Source organism: Bradyrhizobium sp. UFLA05-153 (genome assembly GCF_054185185.1).
Window position 1 is genome coordinate 1 of the sequence record NZ_JBBIAM010000008.1, and the last position, 19,697, is coordinate 19,697.

General features: G+C 64.1%; 12 protein-coding genes. 10 read left to right on the forward strand and 2 right to left on the reverse strand.

What is annotated here, in order from left to right:
- From zwf to Q2941_RS07290, 5 genes are all read left to right on the forward strand, one after another.
- A partial coding sequence (gene zwf, locus Q2941_RS07270) for a glucose-6-phosphate dehydrogenase (RefSeq protein ID WP_458192037.1) occupies positions 1 to 1,081 on the forward strand: 1,081 nt, incomplete at its 5' end.
- Positions 1,081 to 1,830, forward strand: a complete 750-nt coding sequence (gene pgl, locus Q2941_RS07275; RefSeq protein WP_458192038.1) for a 6-phosphogluconolactonase — start codon at positions 1,081 to 1,083, stop codon at positions 1,828 to 1,830. The genes zwf and pgl, both read left to right, overlap by 1 nt.
- A complete protein-coding gene (locus Q2941_RS07280) occupies positions 1,817 to 2,359 on the forward strand; it encodes a gluconokinase (protein WP_027524661.1) in 543 nt (180 codons plus the stop codon). Before pgl ends, Q2941_RS07280 begins: the two co-directional genes overlap by 14 nt.
- The gene (locus Q2941_RS07285) at positions 2,356 to 3,168 is read left to right on the forward strand and encodes an HAD family hydrolase (RefSeq protein ID WP_458192039.1); all 813 of its coding nucleotides are present in this window, start codon (positions 2,356 to 2,358) and stop codon (positions 3,166 to 3,168) included. The genes Q2941_RS07280 and Q2941_RS07285 overlap by 4 nt, the downstream gene beginning before the upstream one ends.
- Before the next feature lie 233 nt (positions 3,169 to 3,401).
- The gene (locus tag Q2941_RS07290; protein WP_027524663.1) at positions 3,402 to 4,454 is read left to right on the forward strand and encodes a medium chain dehydrogenase/reductase family protein; all 1,053 of its coding nucleotides are present in this window, start codon (positions 3,402 to 3,404) and stop codon (positions 4,452 to 4,454) included.
- A gap of 22 nt (positions 4,455 to 4,476) precedes the next feature.
- Here Q2941_RS07290 and Q2941_RS07295 read toward each other — a convergent pair whose 3' ends face one another.
- Positions 4,477 to 6,282: a glycoside hydrolase family 15 protein gene (locus Q2941_RS07295; protein WP_458192102.1), complete on the reverse strand. Its 1,806-nt coding sequence runs from the start codon at positions 6,280 to 6,282 to the stop codon at positions 4,477 to 4,479.
- A gap of 37 nt (positions 6,283 to 6,319) precedes the next feature.
- Complete coding sequence (gene malQ / locus Q2941_RS07300) at positions 6,320 to 8,275, reverse strand: 4-alpha-glucanotransferase (protein ID WP_458192040.1); 1,956 nt, start codon at positions 8,273 to 8,275, stop codon at positions 6,320 to 6,322.
- A 204-nt stretch (positions 8,276 to 8,479) separates the two neighbouring features.
- On the opposite strand from malQ, the gene Q2941_RS07305 reads away from it, so the two are divergent.
- The 5 genes from Q2941_RS07305 to treZ are packed head-to-tail and all read left to right on the forward strand — an operon-like array spanning position 8,480 to position 19,695.
- Complete coding sequence (locus tag Q2941_RS07305; protein WP_458192041.1) at positions 8,480 to 10,420, forward strand: maltotransferase domain-containing protein; 1,941 nt, start codon at positions 8,480 to 8,482, stop codon at positions 10,418 to 10,420.
- Between the two features lie 11 nt (positions 10,421 to 10,431).
- Positions 10,432 to 13,725: a maltose alpha-D-glucosyltransferase gene (gene treS / locus Q2941_RS07310; RefSeq protein WP_458192042.1), complete on the forward strand. Its 3,294-nt coding sequence runs from the start codon at positions 10,432 to 10,434 to the stop codon at positions 13,723 to 13,725.
- Entirely contained in the window at positions 13,718 to 15,865 is a 2,148-nt protein-coding gene (gene glgB, locus Q2941_RS07315; protein WP_458192043.1) for a 1,4-alpha-glucan branching protein GlgB, read from the forward strand. Before treS ends, glgB begins: the two co-directional genes overlap by 8 nt.
- 3 nt (positions 15,866 to 15,868) lie before the next feature.
- Entirely contained in the window at positions 15,869 to 17,944 is a 2,076-nt protein-coding gene (glgX, locus tag Q2941_RS07320; RefSeq protein WP_458192044.1) for a glycogen debranching protein GlgX, read from the forward strand.
- The gene (gene treZ / locus Q2941_RS07325; RefSeq protein WP_458192045.1) at positions 17,941 to 19,695 is read left to right on the forward strand and encodes a malto-oligosyltrehalose trehalohydrolase; all 1,755 of its coding nucleotides are present in this window, start codon (positions 17,941 to 17,943) and stop codon (positions 19,693 to 19,695) included. The genes glgX and treZ overlap by 4 nt, the downstream gene beginning before the upstream one ends.
- The last annotated feature ends 2 nt before the right edge of the window (positions 19,696 to 19,697 follow it).

Genomic DNA, 19,697 nt, shown 5'->3' on the forward strand with positions numbered 1-19,697 from the left:
ACTGATGAAGGAAGACAACGGCGCCTGGCGGCGACTCGTGGTCGAAAAGCCCTTCGGCACCGACCTCGCCTCGGCGCGCGCGCTGAATGCCGAGCTGCTGAAGATCATGGAGGAACACCAGATCTACCGAATCGATCACTACCTCGGCAAAGAGACGGTGCAGAACATCCTGGTGTTGCGCTTTGCCAACGGCATGTTCGAGCCGATCTGGAATCGCAACCATATCGATCACATCCAGATCACCGTGGAGGAACGGCTCGGCGTCGGCCATCGCGGCGGCTTCTACGATTCGACCGGCGCATTGCGCGACATGGTGCCGAATCATCTGTTCCAGCTCTTGTCGCTGGTTGCGATGGAGCCGCCAACGCGTTTCGAGGCGCGCGCGGTGCGCAACGAGAAGGCCGAGGTGCTGGCAGCAATCCAACCGCAGACCGAGGCCGAAGCACTGAAGAACTCGATCCGTGCGCAATATGTGGGAGGCCGTGTCGGCAGCGAGGAGCTTTCCGACTATCGCGGCACTCCCGAGGTCAATCGGGACAGCACCACCGAGACCTTTGTCGCGCTGAAGCTCGCCATCGACAATTGGCGCTGGGCCGGCGTCCCTTTCTATCTGCGCACCGGCAAGGCACTCGCCAGCAAGCGCACGGAAGTGGCGATCAAGTTCAAGCAGGCGCCGCTCGCGATGTTCAGCGGCACGCCGATCGATCGGCTGTCGCAGAATTTCCTGACCATCGGTATTGCCCCGACCGAAAGTATCGAGCTGCAGTTCAACGCCAAGCTGCCTGGCCCCAGCGTTTCGATCGACGGCGTCGAGATGAAATTTCGGTACGGGGACTATTTCAAGGCCGAGCCCAGCACCGGCTATGAGACGCTGATCTACGACTGCATGATCGGCGATAACATCCTGTTCCAGCGTGCCGACGCCATCGAGGCGGGATGGCGCGCGGTGCAGCCGCTACTCGATGCATGGAGGAAGGCGGGCGCCAGTGGCCTCGAACTCTACCGCGCTGGAAGCGAAGGCCCGCTCGGCGCCGACGAATTGCTCAGGCGAGACGGGCGAAGCTGGCGGAAGTTCACCTGATGGCACGTGCTGACCAGCCCAGGCTGATCGTCGTCGCTGATGGCGAGGCGCTCGCGCGTGCAGCTGCCGAACGGGTGATGGCGCGGATATCGGCCAATCCGGGCCGCATCGCGATCTGCCTCACCGGCGGATCGAGCCCGAAGCAACTCTATCAGTTGCTCGGAAGCGACGCGTATCGCAGCCAACTTCCGTGGAAGCGCGTGCACTGGTTCATCGGTGACGAGCGCTTCGTGCGGGACAGCGATCCCCTCAACAACATGAACGTTGCGCGCGCGGCGTTTCTCGACCGCGATGCACCGCCGGCCAACATCCATCCCATCCCGACCACGGCCGGTGGACCGGACGAGAGCGCGGCCGCCTATGCGCGGGAGCTGCAGACGTTCTACGGGGCCGACCGTCTCGCCCCGTCCAAGCCGCTGTTCGACCTCGTCCTGATGGGCGCGGGTCCCGACGGCCACACCGCGTCGCTGTTTCCCGGCTACCCCGCGATCGAGGAAGCCGACCGCTGGGTGGTCGGCGTGCCCAAGGCCAATGTCGCGCCCTTCGTGCCGCGGGTGACCCTGACATTGCCGGCGCTCGCCTCCTGCCGCGAAATGCTGTTTGAAATCGAAGGCGCCGGCAAGCGGCCGATCTTGACGCGCCTGCTCAATGGCGAGAATCTGCCCGCAACACGCGCGCGCTCTAACGGCGAGACCGTCTGGCTGGTCGACGAAGCCGCGCTTCCGGAGGACCTTCGTGGCGGGCACTGAACTACCCTGCGCATTAATCGTCATGGGCGTCTCGGGCTCGGGCAAGAGCACGGTCGCGGAGGCACTCGGCAAGCGTCTCGGCTGGCGTTTCGCGGACGGCGACAGCTTTCACCCCGCGAGCAATGTCGCGAAAATGGCCGCCGGTCATCCGCTGACCGATGAGGACCGCTGGCCGTGGCTCAATGCCATCGCCGACGAGATCGAGCGCACCTGCAAGGCGGACGGTCATGTCATCATCGCCTGCTCGGCGCTGAAGCACACCTATCGCGACGTGCTCCTGCGCGGCCGCGACGACGTTCGTTTCATTTTCCTGAAAGGCACCCAGGAGCTGATCGCCGACCGGCTCGCCCACCGCAAGGGCCATTTCATGCCACCCGAGTTGCTCACCAGTCAGTTCAAAACACTGGAGCCGCCGGAAGCGAGCGAACACGTGATCACGGTCTCGATCGACGAGACCGTCGAGACGATCGTGGATGGCGCCTTGCGACAGTTGAAATTCGGCAGCGAGAAGCACAAGGCCATGTCATGACGCCCATCTCACTCGTGGTTTCCGACGTCGACGGCACGCTGCTGACCAAGGACAAGACGCTGACCGACCGCGCCAGGGCCGCGGTGCAGCGGCTGCACAAGGCCGGCATCGGTTTCACCATCACTTCGAGCCGTCCTGCGATCGGCATGCGGTTTTTGATCGAGCCGCTCGCGATCACCCTGCCGGTCGGTCCGTTCAACGGTTCCTCGATCATCGATCCACAGATGAAGCCGGTCGAGCAGCACCTGATCCCGAAAGCGGCGGCCGAGCGCTGCCTGCAGATACTCCGCGAGTTCGGCGCCGACATCTGGGTCTTCACCGCCGACAAATGGCTGATTGACAATCCAAAGGGCGCTTACGTCGCGCACGAGCAGCACACCATTCGGTCCGACCCGACCGTCGTGGCGGATTTTGCGCCATACCTCGCGAACGGCTGCAAGATCGTCGGCGCGAGCGCCGATGCGGCGGGCCTTGAGCGTTGCGAGAAGGTGATGCAGGAGGCACTCGGCGACGAGGCGACCGCGGTCCGCTCGCAAACCTATTACCTCGACATCACGCCGCCCGGTTTCAACAAGGGCACCTTCGTGCAGGCGATGGCCAAACGCCTCGGCATCTCGACCGACGCGGTCGCCACCATCGGCGACATGCAGAATGACCTCGCGATGTTCCGCGTCAGCGGCCTTTCATTTGCCATGGGCAATGCCTCCGACAACGTCAAGCAGCAGGCGTTGCACGTGACCGCGACCAACGAGCAGGAAGGCTTCGCCGGCGCGATCGAGATGATCCTGAAGCGGAACGGGATCGGCTAAGGCGCTTGCCCATTATCCTTGAAGCAATTCCCGAGACGTCCGCTCTGCTGCCGAGAAGTCCATTGAAGCGACCGATCGCGATGTCTGGTATGGGCCCACGAGCGGAATTGATCTGTATCAATTACAAGACCCGATTTCGAGCTGATTCTTTCCAAGAGACCTGAGGGTGTCGGACTATCAAATTGCAATACTCGTGACGCAGTTTTCGAATCTGAGTTTGCAGGGATCGGCGTGTGATCGAGCCGCGCAACCGCGTTGTTCAGCTTCGCCGCTTTGGCGGACCTGAGGAGCTGGAAGTCGTCGACGCCCCGCTGCCGACGGCTGGAGCCGACGAGGTGCGGGTCCGTGTGCTCGCCTCGGGGCTTGAATACACCGATACTCTGATCCGACGGCATCTCTACCCGCAAACCGCCTCCCGTCGGCCACCGCTGGTCATGGGCTACGATGTTATTGGGGAAATCGATCAGCTCGGCGATCGCGTGAGCGGATTTCAGCTTGGCGACCGTGTGGCCGACATGACCGTGCTCGGATCGAATGCTGCCTATCGCACGCTCCAGGCGCGCCACCTGACCCGCGTGCCAGTGGGCATAGATTCGGCGCAAGCGGCGGCGCTGATCCTCAGCTGGATGACCGCATATCAGCTCCTGCACCGCGCCGCGCGGGTGCAGCCGGGGCAGCGCGTGCTGGTGCATGGTGCTGCCGGAGCGGTCGGACAGGCGCTTCTCGTACTCGGTAGCATGGCCGGACTTCAGCTGTGGGGCGGAGCCCATGGAAGGCACGCAGCGCTGATCCGCGAGCTCGGGGCTAGGCCGATTGATTATCAGCGCGAAGATTTCACGCACGTCCTGCCAGGCGGATTTGATGTTGTCTTCGATGGCATCGGGGAGGATGGCTATCGCCGATCATTTTCAGCGCTCAAGCGCGGCGGTCTGCTCTGCGCCTATGGCTACTCGGCGGGCGTGCAGGATCGGCGACGGATGCTCACCATGCTGATGTGGATCGCGCGGCTCTATCTCTGGCGGTGGTTGCCCGGCGGCAGGCGTGCCTTCTTCTACTCGATCAACGCGATGCGGCTGCAGCATCCTCAATGGTTTACGGAAGACCTGAAGCGCCTGTTCACTCTGCTGGCCAGTGGCGCCATCCAGCCGCGCATTGCCGCGCGGATCTCGCTGGATGAAGTTGCCGAGGCGCACCGACACCTCGAAGCCGGTGGCCTAGAGGGCAAGCTCGTGCTGTGCCCGGATCTCGCGCCACAGACGTCCGGCATGACGAGGCCTGCAGCCTGAATTTCGACAGGAGGCACGGCAGTCACTGCGACCGCTGCACCGCCGGCTTCTCGCTGCGCGTCCGCGCTGCCGACAAATTGTGTGCCGTATTGATCAGCGCGATGTGGGTCAGCGCTTGCGGGAAATTGCCGGTCTGGCGTCGCGCCAGAGAGTCGTATTCCTCCGCTAAAAGTCCGACGTCGTTGGCGATGCCGACCACGCGATCGAGCAGAACTTGCGCCTTGTCGAGGTCGCCGGCGAGCGCATGGGCGTCTGCAAGCCATAGGCTGCAGGCGAGAAACGCACCCTCGATCGGCTGGATCTCCTCGGACACTTCGCGGGGATCATGCCGCAGCACAAATCCGTCGCGCATCAGGTGCTGTTCGACCGCCGCGATGGTACCGCGGACGCGCGGGTCGTTTGTCGGAAGAAAACCGACGGCGGGCAATAACAGCAAGCTGGCATCGAGCAGTTTCGAGCCGTAGGATTCGACGAAGCTGTTCAACTGCGCATCAAAGCCCTTCTGGCATACATCGCGGTGGATGGCATCGCGCAAGGTACACCAGTGCAATACCGGCGCCTTGAAGCCGAAGGTCTCGGCGCTCTTGATACCACGGTCGAAGGCAACCCAGGTCATCACCTTCGAGAAGACGTAATGCTTGGGCTTATCGCGCCGCTCCCAGATGCCGTGGTCGGGATGGTCCCAGACCTCGGCCAGGTGCTGAAGCACGGTGCATTCCAGCGCCCAGCTCTGGTCGTCAAGCTTCAGCTTCGCCATGCGCGACTGGTGGAGCGCGTCGATCAGCTCGCCATAGACGTCGAGCTGCAATTGCGCGTGCGCGGCATTACCGACGCGAACCGGCTTCGCGCCCTCATAGCCGTCGAGCCATTCCGCCTCCCATTCGAGCAGCCGCCTTTGGCCCCAGATTCCGTACATGATCTGCATGCGGTCCGGCGCACCGGCGGCCGCGCGCAGCAGCCAACTATGCCAGGCGGATGCTTCCTCGGTATAGCCCGAGTTCATCAGCGCGAGCAGCGTGAAGGTCGCATCGCGCAGCCAGCAGAAGCGGTAGTCCCAGTTTCTGGCGCCACCGAGCTTCTCGGGCAGCGAGGTCGTGGGCGCCGCGACGATGCCGCCGGTCGGAGCGAAAGTCAGTGCCTTCAACGTGATCAGCGAACGCATGATGAGATCGTGATACTCGCCGTCGCGATTGCCGTGGCTGCACCAGTCCTTCCAGAAGGCTTCTGTCTCCGCGAATGCGCGCTCGGGGTCAATTGCCTCGGGCGGCGCGAGATGCGACGGGCCATAGGTCAGCACGAACGGAACTGTCTCGCCCGCGTTGACCTCGAACTCAGCCACGGTGGTCAGATCCTCGCCGCGAGTCTCAACGGGCGTGCGGAGCACCGTCATGTCCTGCCCGCAGATCGCAAGCACGGCGGATCGATCCTCGGTCCGCCTGACCCAGGGAATATCGACGCCGAAGCCGAAGCGGATGATGAGCTCCATCCTGAGCTTGACGCGGCCTTTCAGGCCGCGTACCAGCCGCACGATGTCGGACGCCTTGCCGCGCAGCGGCATGAAGTCGATCAAGGCGACAGAGCCGCCGGCCGTTTCGAAACGGGTCTCAAGGATCAGCGTGCTGCCGAGATAGCGGCGGGAGCGGGCCGTGAGTGCTTCGCTTGGGGCAATCTGCCAGCGCCCGTTCCTTCTGGTGCCGAGGATCGCAGCAAAGCAGGCGTCGGAATCGAAGGCGGGCCAGCACAGCCAGTCGATCGAGCCGTCGCGGCCGACGAGGGCCGCGGTCTCGCAATCGCCGATCAGCGCATAGTCTTCGATCTTCTGTGACAATTCCGTGTGACCCACCTGAAATTGTCGTTGCCGGACTCTAACGGTGCGAGCGCTCCCGCGTTGCTGCTTTCAGAGCGGCGCGATCGATGCTCGACGCAATCTTGTCCAGCACGACCGGCAGCCGCTGGCGCCAGTTGGGGTGCTCGTCGATCGTGCCGGGGATGTTGGGCTGGTCGACCACGCCAAGGAGATCTTCGAGCGACACCGCGAGAAGGCGCGATGGCGTCCGGGACAGGAAGGCCAGCACAGAATAGAGATCATTGGCTTGAATGGAGTTGAAGCGCAGGATCTCGTCGAGCATCCCGAGGGCGTGCCAGCGCGCCTCCTCGTTCTCGCCGGGATCGAGCCCGAGCGAGAGCTTCATCTTGAGATCGCTGAACGAGCGCCAGCCGGCATAGGTACAGAGATCATGCGTGTTCAACGTGACCAGCGCGTTGGAACGGTAATGATCGAGATTGCGGAAGCGGCCGGCGTCATCGCGCTCGAACATCATCACGAGATAGGACCAGATGCCCCAGTCCTGCATGGTCTCGCGAAAACCTTCGGGCACGGTGCCGAGGTCCTCGCCGATCACGATACATTTGTGAGCGGCGCTCTCACGCGCGACCGCCGCCAGCAGCGCCTCGAACGGCATCTGCACATAGGCGCCGTTATCCGGCTTGAAACCGCGCGGCACGAGGTAGAGCCGCTTCAGCCCGAGCACGTGATCGAGCCGGATCGCGCCGGCATGGCGCATCGAGGCGGCCACCATGTCAGCGAACGGCACGAACGACTGCGCCTCGAGGCCGCCGGCATTGAAGCCGGCGAGGCCCCAATCCTGGCCCACCGTGTTCAGCACATCGGGCGGCGCGCCGACCGCGAGATGGCGGGAGATTGCGCCCTGCTCGTTCCAGGCGTCGAACCCATCGGACTGCACGCCGACGGCGACGTCGAGATAGAGCCCGACCTTCATGCCGAGCTGGCCTGCGAGCTCCTTGGCCGCCTGTAGCTGCCGATCGGCCGTCCATTGCACGAACTCGACGAACTCGACCTCGTCGTGATCGGGGCCTGTGCGCAGCTCCGCGCATTTCGTCTCGTCCGGCCGCTGCCACTCCGACGGCCATTCCCACCACGGTCGTCCCGTGAAGCGATGGCGCAGCACCTCGAAACAGGCAAAGTGCGACAACAGGGGACCCCGCTCGAGGCGGAAGGCATCGAATGCCTGGCGCCGCCCGGGACCGGCCTTGGCCTTGAACGCCTCGAACGCGGCGCGCAGGCCGCGCCATTTCAGTGGCCCTGCCTCGCGATACCGGACGCTGTCGCCTTCACGCAAGGATGCCGCGGTCGCGCGCGCCTCCGGCAGCAGCTCGGGCGAATACTCCGGAATCTCCTCGACGTCGATGTAGAGCGGATTGAGGAACAGCCGGCTGTTCGGCGAATAGGGGCTGCAATCGGACGGCCGGTCGTCGAACAGCGTATGCAGCGGGTTGAGGCCGACGCCATCGGCGCCGAGCTCGTTGGCAAGCGCAACGAGATCGGCCAGGTCCGTGAAATCGCCGATGCCCCAATTGCGCGCGGAGCGGACGCTGTAGAGTTGCACCGCAAGGAGCCAGCCGCGGTCGAAATCGCCGGCGAAAGCCCGCTCGGGCGCCACGATCAGCGGTACCTCTTCCTCGGCCCCGGACGCATCGACGAGCTTCAGCCGATGGTAGCCCGACGGCAGATTGTCGGGCCAGACAATGACGCGCTCGCGCGCCTCGCCCTGCGCGACCAGCACGGCGCCGTTGGCGACGGACCAACGCAGCGGAAGCTCCGCGCCCTCGGTGAGGTCGGTGCGTGACTGCCGGCCGGTGCGAACCACGACAGCACCGCTGACAAAGCGGTAGGCGCGCTTCTCCGGCAGGGCATTGAGGATCGACGTGAGGGCATCGGGCGCCGTGACCCGCAGCTTGCCCAAGGCATCCACGAATTCGGACTGGACGCCCTTGGTTCTGGCTTCAGCTAAATGATCCATTCGGCACGCAGTTTGCAGGCCACCAAGAGCGGGCGGCATTCATTTTTGTGAGACGGAGGAATAGGATAGTCCAGATTAACGCGCTGACAGCGGCTATCGTTCCTGACGGGAACTAATGACACACAAGAGGCTTTCTATATAGGTACCAAGCGTCGGTTCCCAGCAAGGGAAACGAGACGCTGGTTTGTTGTCAATGGCATCACCGTGAACAAGACAATTCAAACTGTCGGGAGTGTCGCAGCCGGCGGCACTTTCCTTATTGAAGACGTCTATCCGCTGGTCGATGGCGGCCGCTTTCCCGTCAAGCGGGTCGCAGGCGAGCGCGTCGACGTCTGGGCGGACATCTACCGCGGCGGCCACGACGCGGCCAGCGCCGCACTGCTCTGGCGCCGCGAGCAGGATCGGGAATGGCAGCGCACGCCCATGCTCCATCACGGCAATGACCGCTGGGTCGGCGCGTTCACTCCGCCCGAGCCGGGCCAGTATGTCTACGCCATCGAGGCCTGGACCGACGAATTCGGAACCTGGCGTCACGGGCTCACACTCAGGCAGCGATCCGGAGCAGATGTCACGCTCGATGCAATCGAGGGCGCGGCCCTCCTGACCAAGGCCCATGGCACAGACGATGAAGCCACCGCGATCATCCTGCGGCAATGCGAGGATTTCCTGCAAACCGGCGAGATCACCCCGCTGATGGCGGATGAGCTGAGGGATGCCATGGCCAACAGCCAGTCGCGGCCCGACCTCACCCGCTCGCCCCTCTTCCCGCTGATCGTCGACCGCGAGGAGGCACGCTTCAGCACCTGGTACCAGATGATGCCGCGCAGCCAGGGCAAGGGTACGGGCCAGCACGGCACGCTCAGGGATTGCATCGCCCGTGTCCCCGACATCGCCGCGATGGGTTTCGACGTGCTTTATTTCACGCCGATCCACCCGATCGGTCGCACCCGCCGCAAAGGCCGCAACAATTCCCCGGTCGCCGCTGCAGGCGATCCGGGCTGCCCCTATGCCATTGGCGCGCCCGAGGGCGGCCACGACGCACTGCATCCGGAGCTCGGCACCATCGAGGATTTCCGTGCGCTGGTTGCGACCTGTCTGGAATACGGCGTCGAACTCGCGCTCGATTTCGCCGTTCAGTGTTCGCCCGATCATCCCTGGCTGACTCAGCATCCGGAATGGTTCAAATGGCGGCCAGACGGCTCGATGCGGACAGCGGACTATCCCGACATCGTCGTTCCCGATTTCTCCTGCCTGACCCGAAGCGAATTGTGGAACGCCTTCCGCGACATCATGCTGTTCTGGATCGACCATGGCGTGACCATCTTTGCGATCGACAATCACGACACGGCGCCCTTCAGCTTCTGGGAGTGGCTGATCCGCGACATCCGCCGCCGGCATCCCGAGGTGATCCTGTTCTCCAAGACCTACACCCGGCCGAAACCGCTGAAGGGACTCGCCAAGCTCGGCTTCGCCCAGTCCTTCAGCTATTTTCCGTGGCGAACGCAAAAATGGGAACTGGAGCAATATTTGGCTGAGATGACCGGCTATCCCGAGCGCGACTTCTACCGCCCCAACCTGTTCGTCAACACGCCTGACGTCTTGCCGTATCATCTCCAGAGCGGCGAGCCCTGGATGTTCAAGTCGCGCGTCGCGTTGGCGGGCACGTTGTCCGGCAGTTACGGCATGTATAGCGGCTTCGAGCTGCTCGAACACCAGGCCGTTCCCGGGCTCGAGGAATATCTCGATTCCGAAAAATACGAGATCAGGGTTCGCGACTGGGACCGGCCTGGCAACATCAAGTCCTATGTCGCCGAGCTCAATCGCATCCGGCGCGACAACGAGGCGCTGCAGCAGACGTCGAATTTGCGCTTTCTCGGCATCGACGATGGCGACGTGATCGCCTTCATCAAGGAGTCGATTGACCATACCAATACCGTCCTCGTGGCCATCGCGCTGTCGCCCAACGTGCGCGAGTTCTGGCTCCCGCTTGGCGGCGTCACGACCAGCGTGAACGGGGAACGTCGCCACATTGCGCGCGTTGAGAACCTTCTCACGGGCGAGCAGTCCGCAATTGAATGGGGCGGAATCCGGCTGCGCATCGATCCCTATCGCGATCCGGCGCTCTTGTTCCGCTGCCTGGCGTGAGGATCCACGGCATGAACGTTCTTTCCTCCGTTGACGAGAAGAAGGTCGAAGCTGCCGAGGTCGTGGACGAGCTCTGGTACAAGGACGCGATCATCTACCAGCTCCACGTCAAGGCGTTTGCCGACAGCAATCATGACGGCATCGGCGACTTCGCCGGGCTGACCGAAAGACTGCCTTATTTGCAGGATCTCGGCGTCACCACGCTGTGGCTACTGCCGTTCTATCCCTCGCCCGGCCGCGACGACGGCTACGACATCGCCGATTACGGCTCGGTCAATCCCGATTTCGGGACGATGAAGGATTTCAAGCGTTTCATCCAGGAGGCACAGCGGCGCGGCTTGCGGGTGATCACCGAGCTCGTCGTCAACCACACCTCCGACGAGCATAGGTGGTTCAAACGCGCCCGCCGCAGCCCGCCCGGCTCGAGCGCCCGCAACTGGTACGTCTGGAGCGATACCGACCAGAAATATCAGGGTACGCGGATCATCTTCACCGATACCGAGAAATCCAACTGGACCTGGGATCCGGAGGCCGGCGCGTTCTACTGGCACCGCTTCTTCTCACACCAGCCTGATCTCAATTTCGACAATCCGCGGGTGGTCAGCGCCATCATTCAGGTGATGAAGCGCTGGCTCGACGCCGGCGTCGACGGATTCCGGCTCGATGCAATCCCCTATCTCTGCGAGCGCGAGGGCACCTCGAACGAGAACCTTCCCGAGACGCACGCCATCATCAAGCGGCTGCGCCAGGAGCTCGACGCCTACTCCAAGGGCAAGCTGCTGCTGGCGGAAGCCAATCAATGGCCGGAGGACGTGCAGGAATATTTCGGCCGCGGCGACGAATGCCACATGGCCTATCACTTCCCGCTGATGCCTCGCATCTACATGGCGATCGCGCAGGAGGACCGCTTTCCGATCACCGATATCCTGCGTCAGACGCCCGACATTCCGCAGAGCTGCCAATGGGCGCTGTTCCTGCGCAACCATGACGAGCTGACGCTGGAGATGGTGACCGACGTCGAGCGCGACTATCTGTGGTCGACTTATGCCAACGATCCGCGGGCCCGCATCAATCTCGGCATCCGCCGGCGGCTCGCGCCGCTGATGGACAACGACCGGCGCAAGATCGAGCTGATGAACTCGCTGCTGCTGTCGTTCCCGGGCACGCCGATCATCTACTACGGCGACGAGATCGGCATGGGCGACAACATCTATCTCGGCGACCGCAACGGCGTGCGCACGCCGATGCAGTGGAGCCCGGACCGCAATGGCGGATTCTCGCGCTGCGACCCGGCACGCCTCTACGCGCCGCTGATCATGGACCCCGTCTACGGCTATGAGGCGGTCAACGTGGAGGCGCAGTCGCGCAGCCTTTCCTCGCTGCTCAGCGCCACCAAGCGCCTGATCTCGGTGCGCAAGTCGACGCTCGCCTTCGGCCGCGGCAGCATGACCTTCATACGACCGGCCAACCGTTCCGTGCTGGCTTATGTCCGGCAATATCGCGACGAGGTCATCCTCTGCGTCGCCAATCTCTCGCGCGCAGCACAGGCGACCGAGCTCGATCTGTCGCCGTGGAAAGACCGGGTCCCGCAGGAGATGCTTGGCCGCACGCGCTTCCCTGCGATCGGCGAGCTGCCTTACATGATCACGCTGGGGCCCTATGGCTATTACTGGTTCCAGCTCCGCGAGCGTGACAAGTCCGAGCCGGTGACGCCGCGCGCGGTGCCCGAATTCGAGACGCTGGTCGTGCCGGTCAACTCGACCTGGGTCTCGCTTGCGCGCGAGCGCGGCGTCTTCGAGCGCGACGTGCTGCCGGGATTCTTGTCGCGGACCCGCTGGTATCCGGAGCGCAGCCCCACGCAGATCCGGCCGACCCTGACTTCGGCGGTCCCGTTCTGCGACATCGGCGACAACCGGCCCTGGCTCGCATTCTTCGAGGCGACGCAGCGCGGCGTCACGTCGCGCTATGTGATGCCGATGCAGATCGAATGGGTTCGCTTCGACCGCGAACGCTTCAACCCGAGGGCGCTGGCCGCGGTGCGCCAGGGCGCGCGCGAAGGAACGCTGCTCGACGTCGCGACCGACCAGATCTTCATCGGCCTGTTCCTGCGTAATCTCAGCCAGTCCCTGATCGTCGAGGAAAACAACCTTCGGCTGGACTTCAAGCCGACCAGCCGCTTCGGTGCGGACACCGTCAAGCAGCCGGAGCAGATCCGCGCCGTCGAGCAGGCCAACAGCACCGCGCTGGTCGACAATCGATATGTCACCAAGATCTATCGCCGGCTCGAAACCGGCACCAACCCCGAGATCGAGCTCGGCCACTACCTCACCGAGGTCGCCCAGTACGCCAATGCGCCCGCGCTGCTTGGCAGCGCCGAGCTGGTGGAAGGTAATGGGCGGAGCGCCGTCGGCGTCGTGCATGCCTATGTCGAGAACCAGGGCGACGGTTGGGCGGTGACGTCGGGCTATCTGGATCGCTACATCGACGAGCAGCGTCTGCTCGCCGCAAGCGAAGCCCCGCGCGAGAATCAGGACCAGGTGCCCTATCTGCATTATCTCGCCCAGACCGGCCGGCGCCTGGCTGAGCTGCATATCGCGCTCGCCAGGGCCGAGGGCCCCGATCTCGCGCCCGAGCCGGTCACCTCTGCGCACGTCGCCCAATGGGCCAAGGATCTCCACCAGCGCGCCGAACGTACCTTTGAAACGCTGGCCCAAAGCCGCAACGGCTTGCGAGAGGCCGATCGCCCGCTGGTCGACCTGCTCATGGACCGGCGTTCGACCCTTCCCGACTTGCTCACGAAGCTATTGCCATCCGACATCGGCGGGTTGAACATCCGTCATCATGGCGACTTCCGCCTCGGGCAGATTCTGATCGTGAAGGACGACATCTTCATCATCGACTTCGATGGCAATCCCCATCTCCCGCTGGCCGAGCGAAGGCGCAAGGCGCCCGCGGCGCGCGACGTCGCGAGCCTCGTCTGCTCGATCGACCTTGCCGTGACCGCGGCGGTGGACCGCGCGCTCAAGGGCGCGGCGGACGAACGAGGACGGCTCGCGACCGCGCTCGGCGAATGGCGTGAGCGCGCCACGGCGACGTTCCTCACCGCCTATCGCGAGGCCATGACCGACCAGCGCCTGCAGACAAATGATCCGCATTCGGCGGACGGCCTGTTAAGATTTTTCCTGCTTGATAAATCGTTCGATGAGGTGGAGTACGAACTGTCGCACCGGCCGGAGGCGCTCAATGCGCCGCTGACCGGGCTGCTTCGCATTCTGTCCAATGCGGAGAGCGAAGCACATGCCTAAATTGTCCGCCGAAGCCTATGCGATCATCGAGGGTCGCCACTCCGATCCCTTCCATTATCTCGGGCTCCATCCCGAGGGCGACAAAAGCGTGGTGCGCGCCTTCCTGCCCGAGGCCTCCAAAGTCGAGGCAGTCGGCGAGCATGGCGAGGTGGCGAAGCTCGACCGCATCCACGAGTCCGGTCTGTTCGCAGGCGCGCTGCCCAATGGCGCCAAGCGCTACCAGTTGCGCGCGACGTTCGGCGGCAATGTCGTCGAGCTCGAAGATCCCTATCGCTTTCCGCCGATCCTGACCGATTTCGATCTCTATCTGCTCGGTGAAGGCACGCATCAGCGGCTCTATGACAAGCTCGGCGCGCATCCCATGACGCTCGACGGCGTCGACGGTGTCGGTTTCGTCGTGCTGGCGCCCAATGCGCGGCGGGTCAGTGTGGTCGGCGACTTCAATTTCTGGGACGCGCGGCGCCACCCGATGCGCGTGCGCGGCGTCGGCTACTGGGAGCTGTTCATCCCGCACGCAAAGGCTGGCGATCACTACAAGTTCGATATGGTCGGACCGCACGGCCACAATCTGCCGCTGAAGTCCGATCCGTTGGCGTTTGCCGCCGAAGTGCGGCCGAAGACGGCGTCGATCGTGTTCGACGAAGCGCATCTGCCGCGCCCACAGCCGGCGCCCGAAGGTATCAACGCGCTCTCGGCGCCGATGTCGATCTACGAGGTGCATCTCGGCTCCTGGCGGCGCAAGGGCGACAACGAATGGCTGACCTATCGCGAGCTCGCCGAGCAGCTTCCGGCCTATGCGCGCGACATGGGCTTCACCCATCTCGAATTCCTTCCCGTCAGCGAGCATCCCTTTGATGGCTCCTGGGGCTACCAGCCGACCGGCCTCTATGCGCCGACCAGCCGCTTCGGCTCGCCGGAGGATTTCGCCGCGCTGGTCGATGCCTGCCATCGCGAGGGCATCGGCGTGCTGCTCGACTGGGTGCCCGGACATTTCCCCGACGATCCGCACGGGCTCGGCCATTTCGACGGCACGGCGCTCTACGAGCATGCCAATCCGCTACAGGGTCGCCATCTCGACTGGGGCACGCTGATCTACAATTACGGCCGCACCGAAGTGACGAACTTCCTGGTGTCGAACGCGCTGTTCTGGCTGGAGCGCTACGCCATCGACGGCCTGCGCGTCGACGCGGTCGCCTCGATGCTCTATCTCGATTACAGCCGTCCTGCGGGCGCCTGGATCCCGAACCAGTATGGCGGACGGGAGAACATCGAGGCGATCGCTTTCCTGCGGCGCTTCAATACGGAAGTGTTCGCGCGCTTTCCGCAGGCCACGACCGCCGCGGAGGAATCCACCGCCTGGCCGCAGGTTTCCCGGCCCGTCGAATATGGCGGCCTCGGCTTCGGCTACAAGTGGAACATGGGCTGGATGCACGACACGCTGAGCTACATCAGCAAGGATCCGATCTACCGCAAGCACCATCACGGCGAAATCCTGTTCGGCCTGCACTACGCCTTCTCGGAAAATTTCATCCTGCCGCTGTCACACGACGAGGTCGTTCACGGCAAGCGATCGATCCTTGGCCGCATGCCCGGCGACGAGTGGCAGCGCTTTGCGAACCTGCGCGCCTATTACGGCTTCATGTTCGGCCATCCCGGCAAGAAGCTGCTGTTCATGGGCGGCGAGTTCGCGCAAGGCAAGGAATGGAATCACGACCAGTCGCTCGACTGGCATCTGCTCGAAGACAAGAACCATTCCGGCATCCAGTCGCTGGTCCGCGATCTCAACCGGCTTTATCGCGCCGTGCCAGCGCTGCATCAGATGGATTGCGATCAGGCCGGCTTCGAATGGCTGATTACTGATGATGCCAACCGCAACGTGTTCGCCTGGCTGCGCAAGGGGTTCGACGCCCGCGCGCGCTGTCTCGTGATCGTGAATTTCTCGCCGAACGTCTATCGCAACTACCGCGTCCGGGTGCCGTTCGCCGGCAAATGGCACGAGGTCCTCAATTCCGACTCCGCTCACTATGGCGGCAGCAATGTCGGGAACGTCGGAGAGGTGCAGGCGGTTGACGGCAAGACGCCGGAGCTCCGCCTGACCATTCCGCCTCTGGCTGCGATCTTCCTCGTTCCGGAAAGCTGACGCATGCGACTGACCGCCGGAACGCCCGCACGCCTCGGTGCAAGCTGGGACGGACGCGGCACCAACTTCGCGCTGTTCTCCGCCAACGCGCAGAAGGTCGAGCTGTGCCTGTTCGACAGCCAGGGACGGCGCGAGCTCGAGCGCATCGAATTGCCCGAGCGCACCGAGGACGTCTGGCACGGCTATCTCAACGACGTCTCGCCGGGTCAGCTTTACGGCTACCGCGTGCACGGCCCCTACGAGCCCGAGCACGGCCACCGCTTCAATCCCAACAAGCTCCTGCTCGACCCCTACGCCAAGCGGCTCGCCGGGCGGCTGGTGTGGAGCGACGCGCATTTCGCCTATCGCACCGGCAGTCCCCGCGAGGATTTGTCCTTCGACCGGCGCGACAATGCGCGTGGCATGATCAAGGCCGTCGTCGTCGACGAGACCTTCAACTGGGGCCGGCGCGAAATCCGCCCGAACATCCCCTGGGACGAGACGATCATCTACGAGGCCCACGTCAAGGGGCTGACGCAGAGGCGCGACGACGTGCCGCCGAACCTGCGCGGCACGTTTGGCGGACTGTCCTCGCCCGCAATGATCGAGCATCTGAAACGGTTAGGTGTGACCACCGTCGAGCTGCTGCCGATCCACGGCTTCATCGACGACCGCGTGCTGGTGGAGAAGAAGCTCGCCAACTACTGGGGCTACAACACCCTCGCCTTCTTCGCGCCGGAGCCACGCTACGCGCAGGACAATCCGCTGGACTCCTTCCGCACCACCGTGGCGCGCCTGCACGACGCCGGCATCGAGGTGATGCTCGACGTCGTCTATAACCATACCGCGGAAGGCAACCATCTCGGCCCGACGCTGTCCTTCCGCGGCATCGACAACGCCTCCTATTACTGGCTGAACCGCGAGAACCCGCGCTACTACGACGACTTCACCGGCTGTGGCTCGTCGGTGAACCTCACCCATCCGCGCGTGCTGCAGATGGTGACGGATTCGCTGCGTTACTGGGTCGAGGTCTGCCATGTCGACGGCTTCCGGTTCGATCTCGCTACCACGCTCGCGCGCGGACCGAACGGGTTTGATCGCGGCAGCTCTTTCCTGACCGCGGTCCGCCAGGATCCGGTGCTCCAGGGCGTAAAACTCGTCGCAGAACCCTGGGACCTTGGCCTCGGCGGCTATCAGGTCGGCGCGTTTCCCTCGCAATGGTCGGAATGGAACGACCGCTACCGCAGCGCCATGCGCCGCTACTGGAGTGGCGAAGGCAGCCTGATCGGCGACATCTCCAGCCGCATGACGGCGTCATCCGACCTGTTCCACCATGACGGCCGCAAGCTGCGCGCCAGCATCAACCACATCACCGTGCACGACGGCTTCACCCTCGCCGACCTCTTCAGCTACAACCAGAAGCACAACGAGGCCAATGGCGAGGACAATCGCGACGGCTCCAACGACAACCACAGCAACAATTGCGGTGTCGAGGGCCCGACCGACGACCCGCAAATCCTGTCGCTGCGCCGCCAGCTCCGCAAGAACGTGCTCGCCTGCCTCATGCTTGCGCAGGGCACGCCGCTGCTGCTCGCCGGCGACGAGGTCGGCAACACCCAGTCCGGCAACAACAATGCCTACTGCCAGGACAATGAGGTGGGCTGGGTGCTCTGGGACAATCTCGGCAACAACGGCGAGGACATGGTCGAGTTCGTCGGCCAGCTCGCCGAGATCCGCCGCCGCTTCTCGCAGCTCCGCAGCCAGCGCTGGCTCGACGGCCGCCGCGCCGACGGCTCCTACGGAGTCCTGTGGCTGACACCAGCGGCCGAGGAGATGAAGGAGAGCGACTGGAATTTCCCGGAAGGGAGATTTCTCGCCTATGTGCTCGGCCCGCTGGAACCCGGCGTGCCCGCGATCTTTATTGTCCTGAACGCCGCACCGGAAGAGATCGGATTCAAATTGCCCAAGATGGCCGAATACAAGAGCTGGCAGCAGATCCTGAATACGACCGGCGCCAAGCTGAACACGGTCGACTTCCTGCCCGGCACCGACAGCAAGGCGCCGCCGCGCTCGGTGCTCGCCTTCGCGGGCGCGCTATGAGGCCATCCTTCGGCGCCAAGGCAAGCAAGGAGGGCGTGTCGTTCCGGCTCTGGGCACCCGGCGCGAGGCACGTCGACCTTGTGCTCGACAAGCGCCATGCCATGCAGCGCCGAGAGGACGGCTGGTATGTGGCCGATATTGCCGGGCTGAAGGCGGGCGCCCGTTATCAGTTCAGGATCGACGACGAGCTTGACGTGCCGGATCCCGCCTCGGCTTTCCAGCCTGAGGACGTGTTCGGGCCGAGCGAGGTGATCGACCACGACAGTTTTGAATGGCGTGCCAGAGATTGGCGCGGCCGCCCGTGGCATGAGACGGTGCTGCTGGAATCCCATGTCGGCACCTTCACGCCGCAAGGAAGCTATCGCGCCATGATCGACAGGCTCGATCATCTCGTCGCGACCGGGATCACCGCGGTGGAGTTGATGCCGCTGGCGGACTTCGCAGGCAAGCACGGCTGGGGCTATGACGGCGTGCTGTGGTACGCGCCCGACAGCGCCTATGGCCGGCCCGAAGACTTGAAGACGCTGATCGACGAAGCGCACCTGCGCGGCCTGATGGTCTTTCTCGACGTGGTCTACAACCACTTCGGCCCCGAGGGAAACTATCTCGGCCGCTATGCGCCGAACTTCTTCACCGATGCGCATACGCCGTGGGGCAGCGCGATCGATTATCGCGTGCCGCAGGTCCGCGCCTTCGCGGTCGAGAACGCGCTCTGCTGGCTCAGCGACTACCGCTTCGACGGGCTGAGGCTGGACGCCGCCAATCACATCATGGCGTTCCCCGGCGAGCAGTCGGTGCTGCACGATCTCAGCGTCGCCGCGGGACAGCTTGCGGCGGCGACCGGGCGGCACATCCATCTCGTGCTGGAGAATGGCGACAATCGCGCGAGCCTGCTCGATCCCACCGAAGAGCCGCCGAACGGAAAATATCGCGGCCAATGGAACGACGACTATCATCACGTCTGGCACGTGATGCTGACGCGCGAATCCTCCGGCTATTATGGCGACTATCAGCGCTCGCCGCTTGGCGACCTCGCCCGCGCGCTGGCGTCAGGCTTTGTCTACCAGGGCGAGGTCTCGGCGTTCTGGGGCAACAAGCCGCGGGGCGAGCCGAGCCGGCAGCTTCCGCCGGACACTTTCGTCAATTTCCTGCAAAACCACGACCAGATCGGCAACCGGCCATTCGGCGATCGGCTGGAGCGCATTGCTAGCCCCCAAGCGATCGAGGCGGCGCTCGCCGTCACCTTGCTCGCGCCGATGGTGCCGATGCTGTTCATGGGCGAGGAATGGGGCTCGAACAAGCCGTTCCCGTTCTTCTGCGATTTCCATGGCGATCTCGCCAATGCCGTCCGCAAGGGACGGCGCCAGGAATATGCCTGGGCCTATGCAAAGTATGGCGACGAGGTGCCCGACCCACTCGATCCGGCCACGCCGCAATCTGCCGTGCTCGATTGGGAGTTCCGAACGCCCGAGGAAGACGCACGGCTGTCGCTGGTGCGCGAACTCCTGCTGATTCGCCGCGAGGCGATCGTGCCACGGCTTGCGGGCGCTGCCTTTGGTGAGGCCAAGGCTGAGGAGAGCGGCCTCTTGACCGCGCATTGGCGCATGGGGGACGGCGCGACGCTGCGCCTGACCGCCAACCTGTCCGATCGCCACGTCACCTCACCAAAATCGACCGGCACGCCGATCTGGGGCGGCGAGCCCGGTGACCGACTTGCGCCCTGGTCGGTGGTCTGGCGCCTTGAGAGGTGAGC

Coding starts and splice junctions, on each gene's coding strand:
- Q2941_RS07285 (WP_458192039.1), top strand. CDS start 2,356: ATGACGCCCATCTCACTCGTGGTTTCCGACGTCGACGGCACGCTGCTG.
- treZ (WP_458192045.1), top strand. CDS start 17,941: ATGAGGCCATCCTTCGGCGCCAAGGCAAGCAAGGAGGGCGTGTCGTTC.
- pgl (WP_458192038.1), top strand. CDS start 1,081: ATGGCACGTGCTGACCAGCCCAGGCTGATCGTCGTCGCTGATGGCGAG.
- malQ (WP_458192040.1), bottom strand. CDS start 8,275: ATGGATCATTTAGCTGAAGCCAGAACCAAGGGCGTCCAGTCCGAATTC.
- glgB (WP_458192043.1), top strand. CDS start 13,718: ATGCCTAAATTGTCCGCCGAAGCCTATGCGATCATCGAGGGTCGCCAC.
- treS (WP_458192042.1), top strand. CDS start 10,432: ATGAACGTTCTTTCCTCCGTTGACGAGAAGAAGGTCGAAGCTGCCGAG.
- glgX (WP_458192044.1), top strand. CDS start 15,869: ATGCGACTGACCGCCGGAACGCCCGCACGCCTCGGTGCAAGCTGGGAC.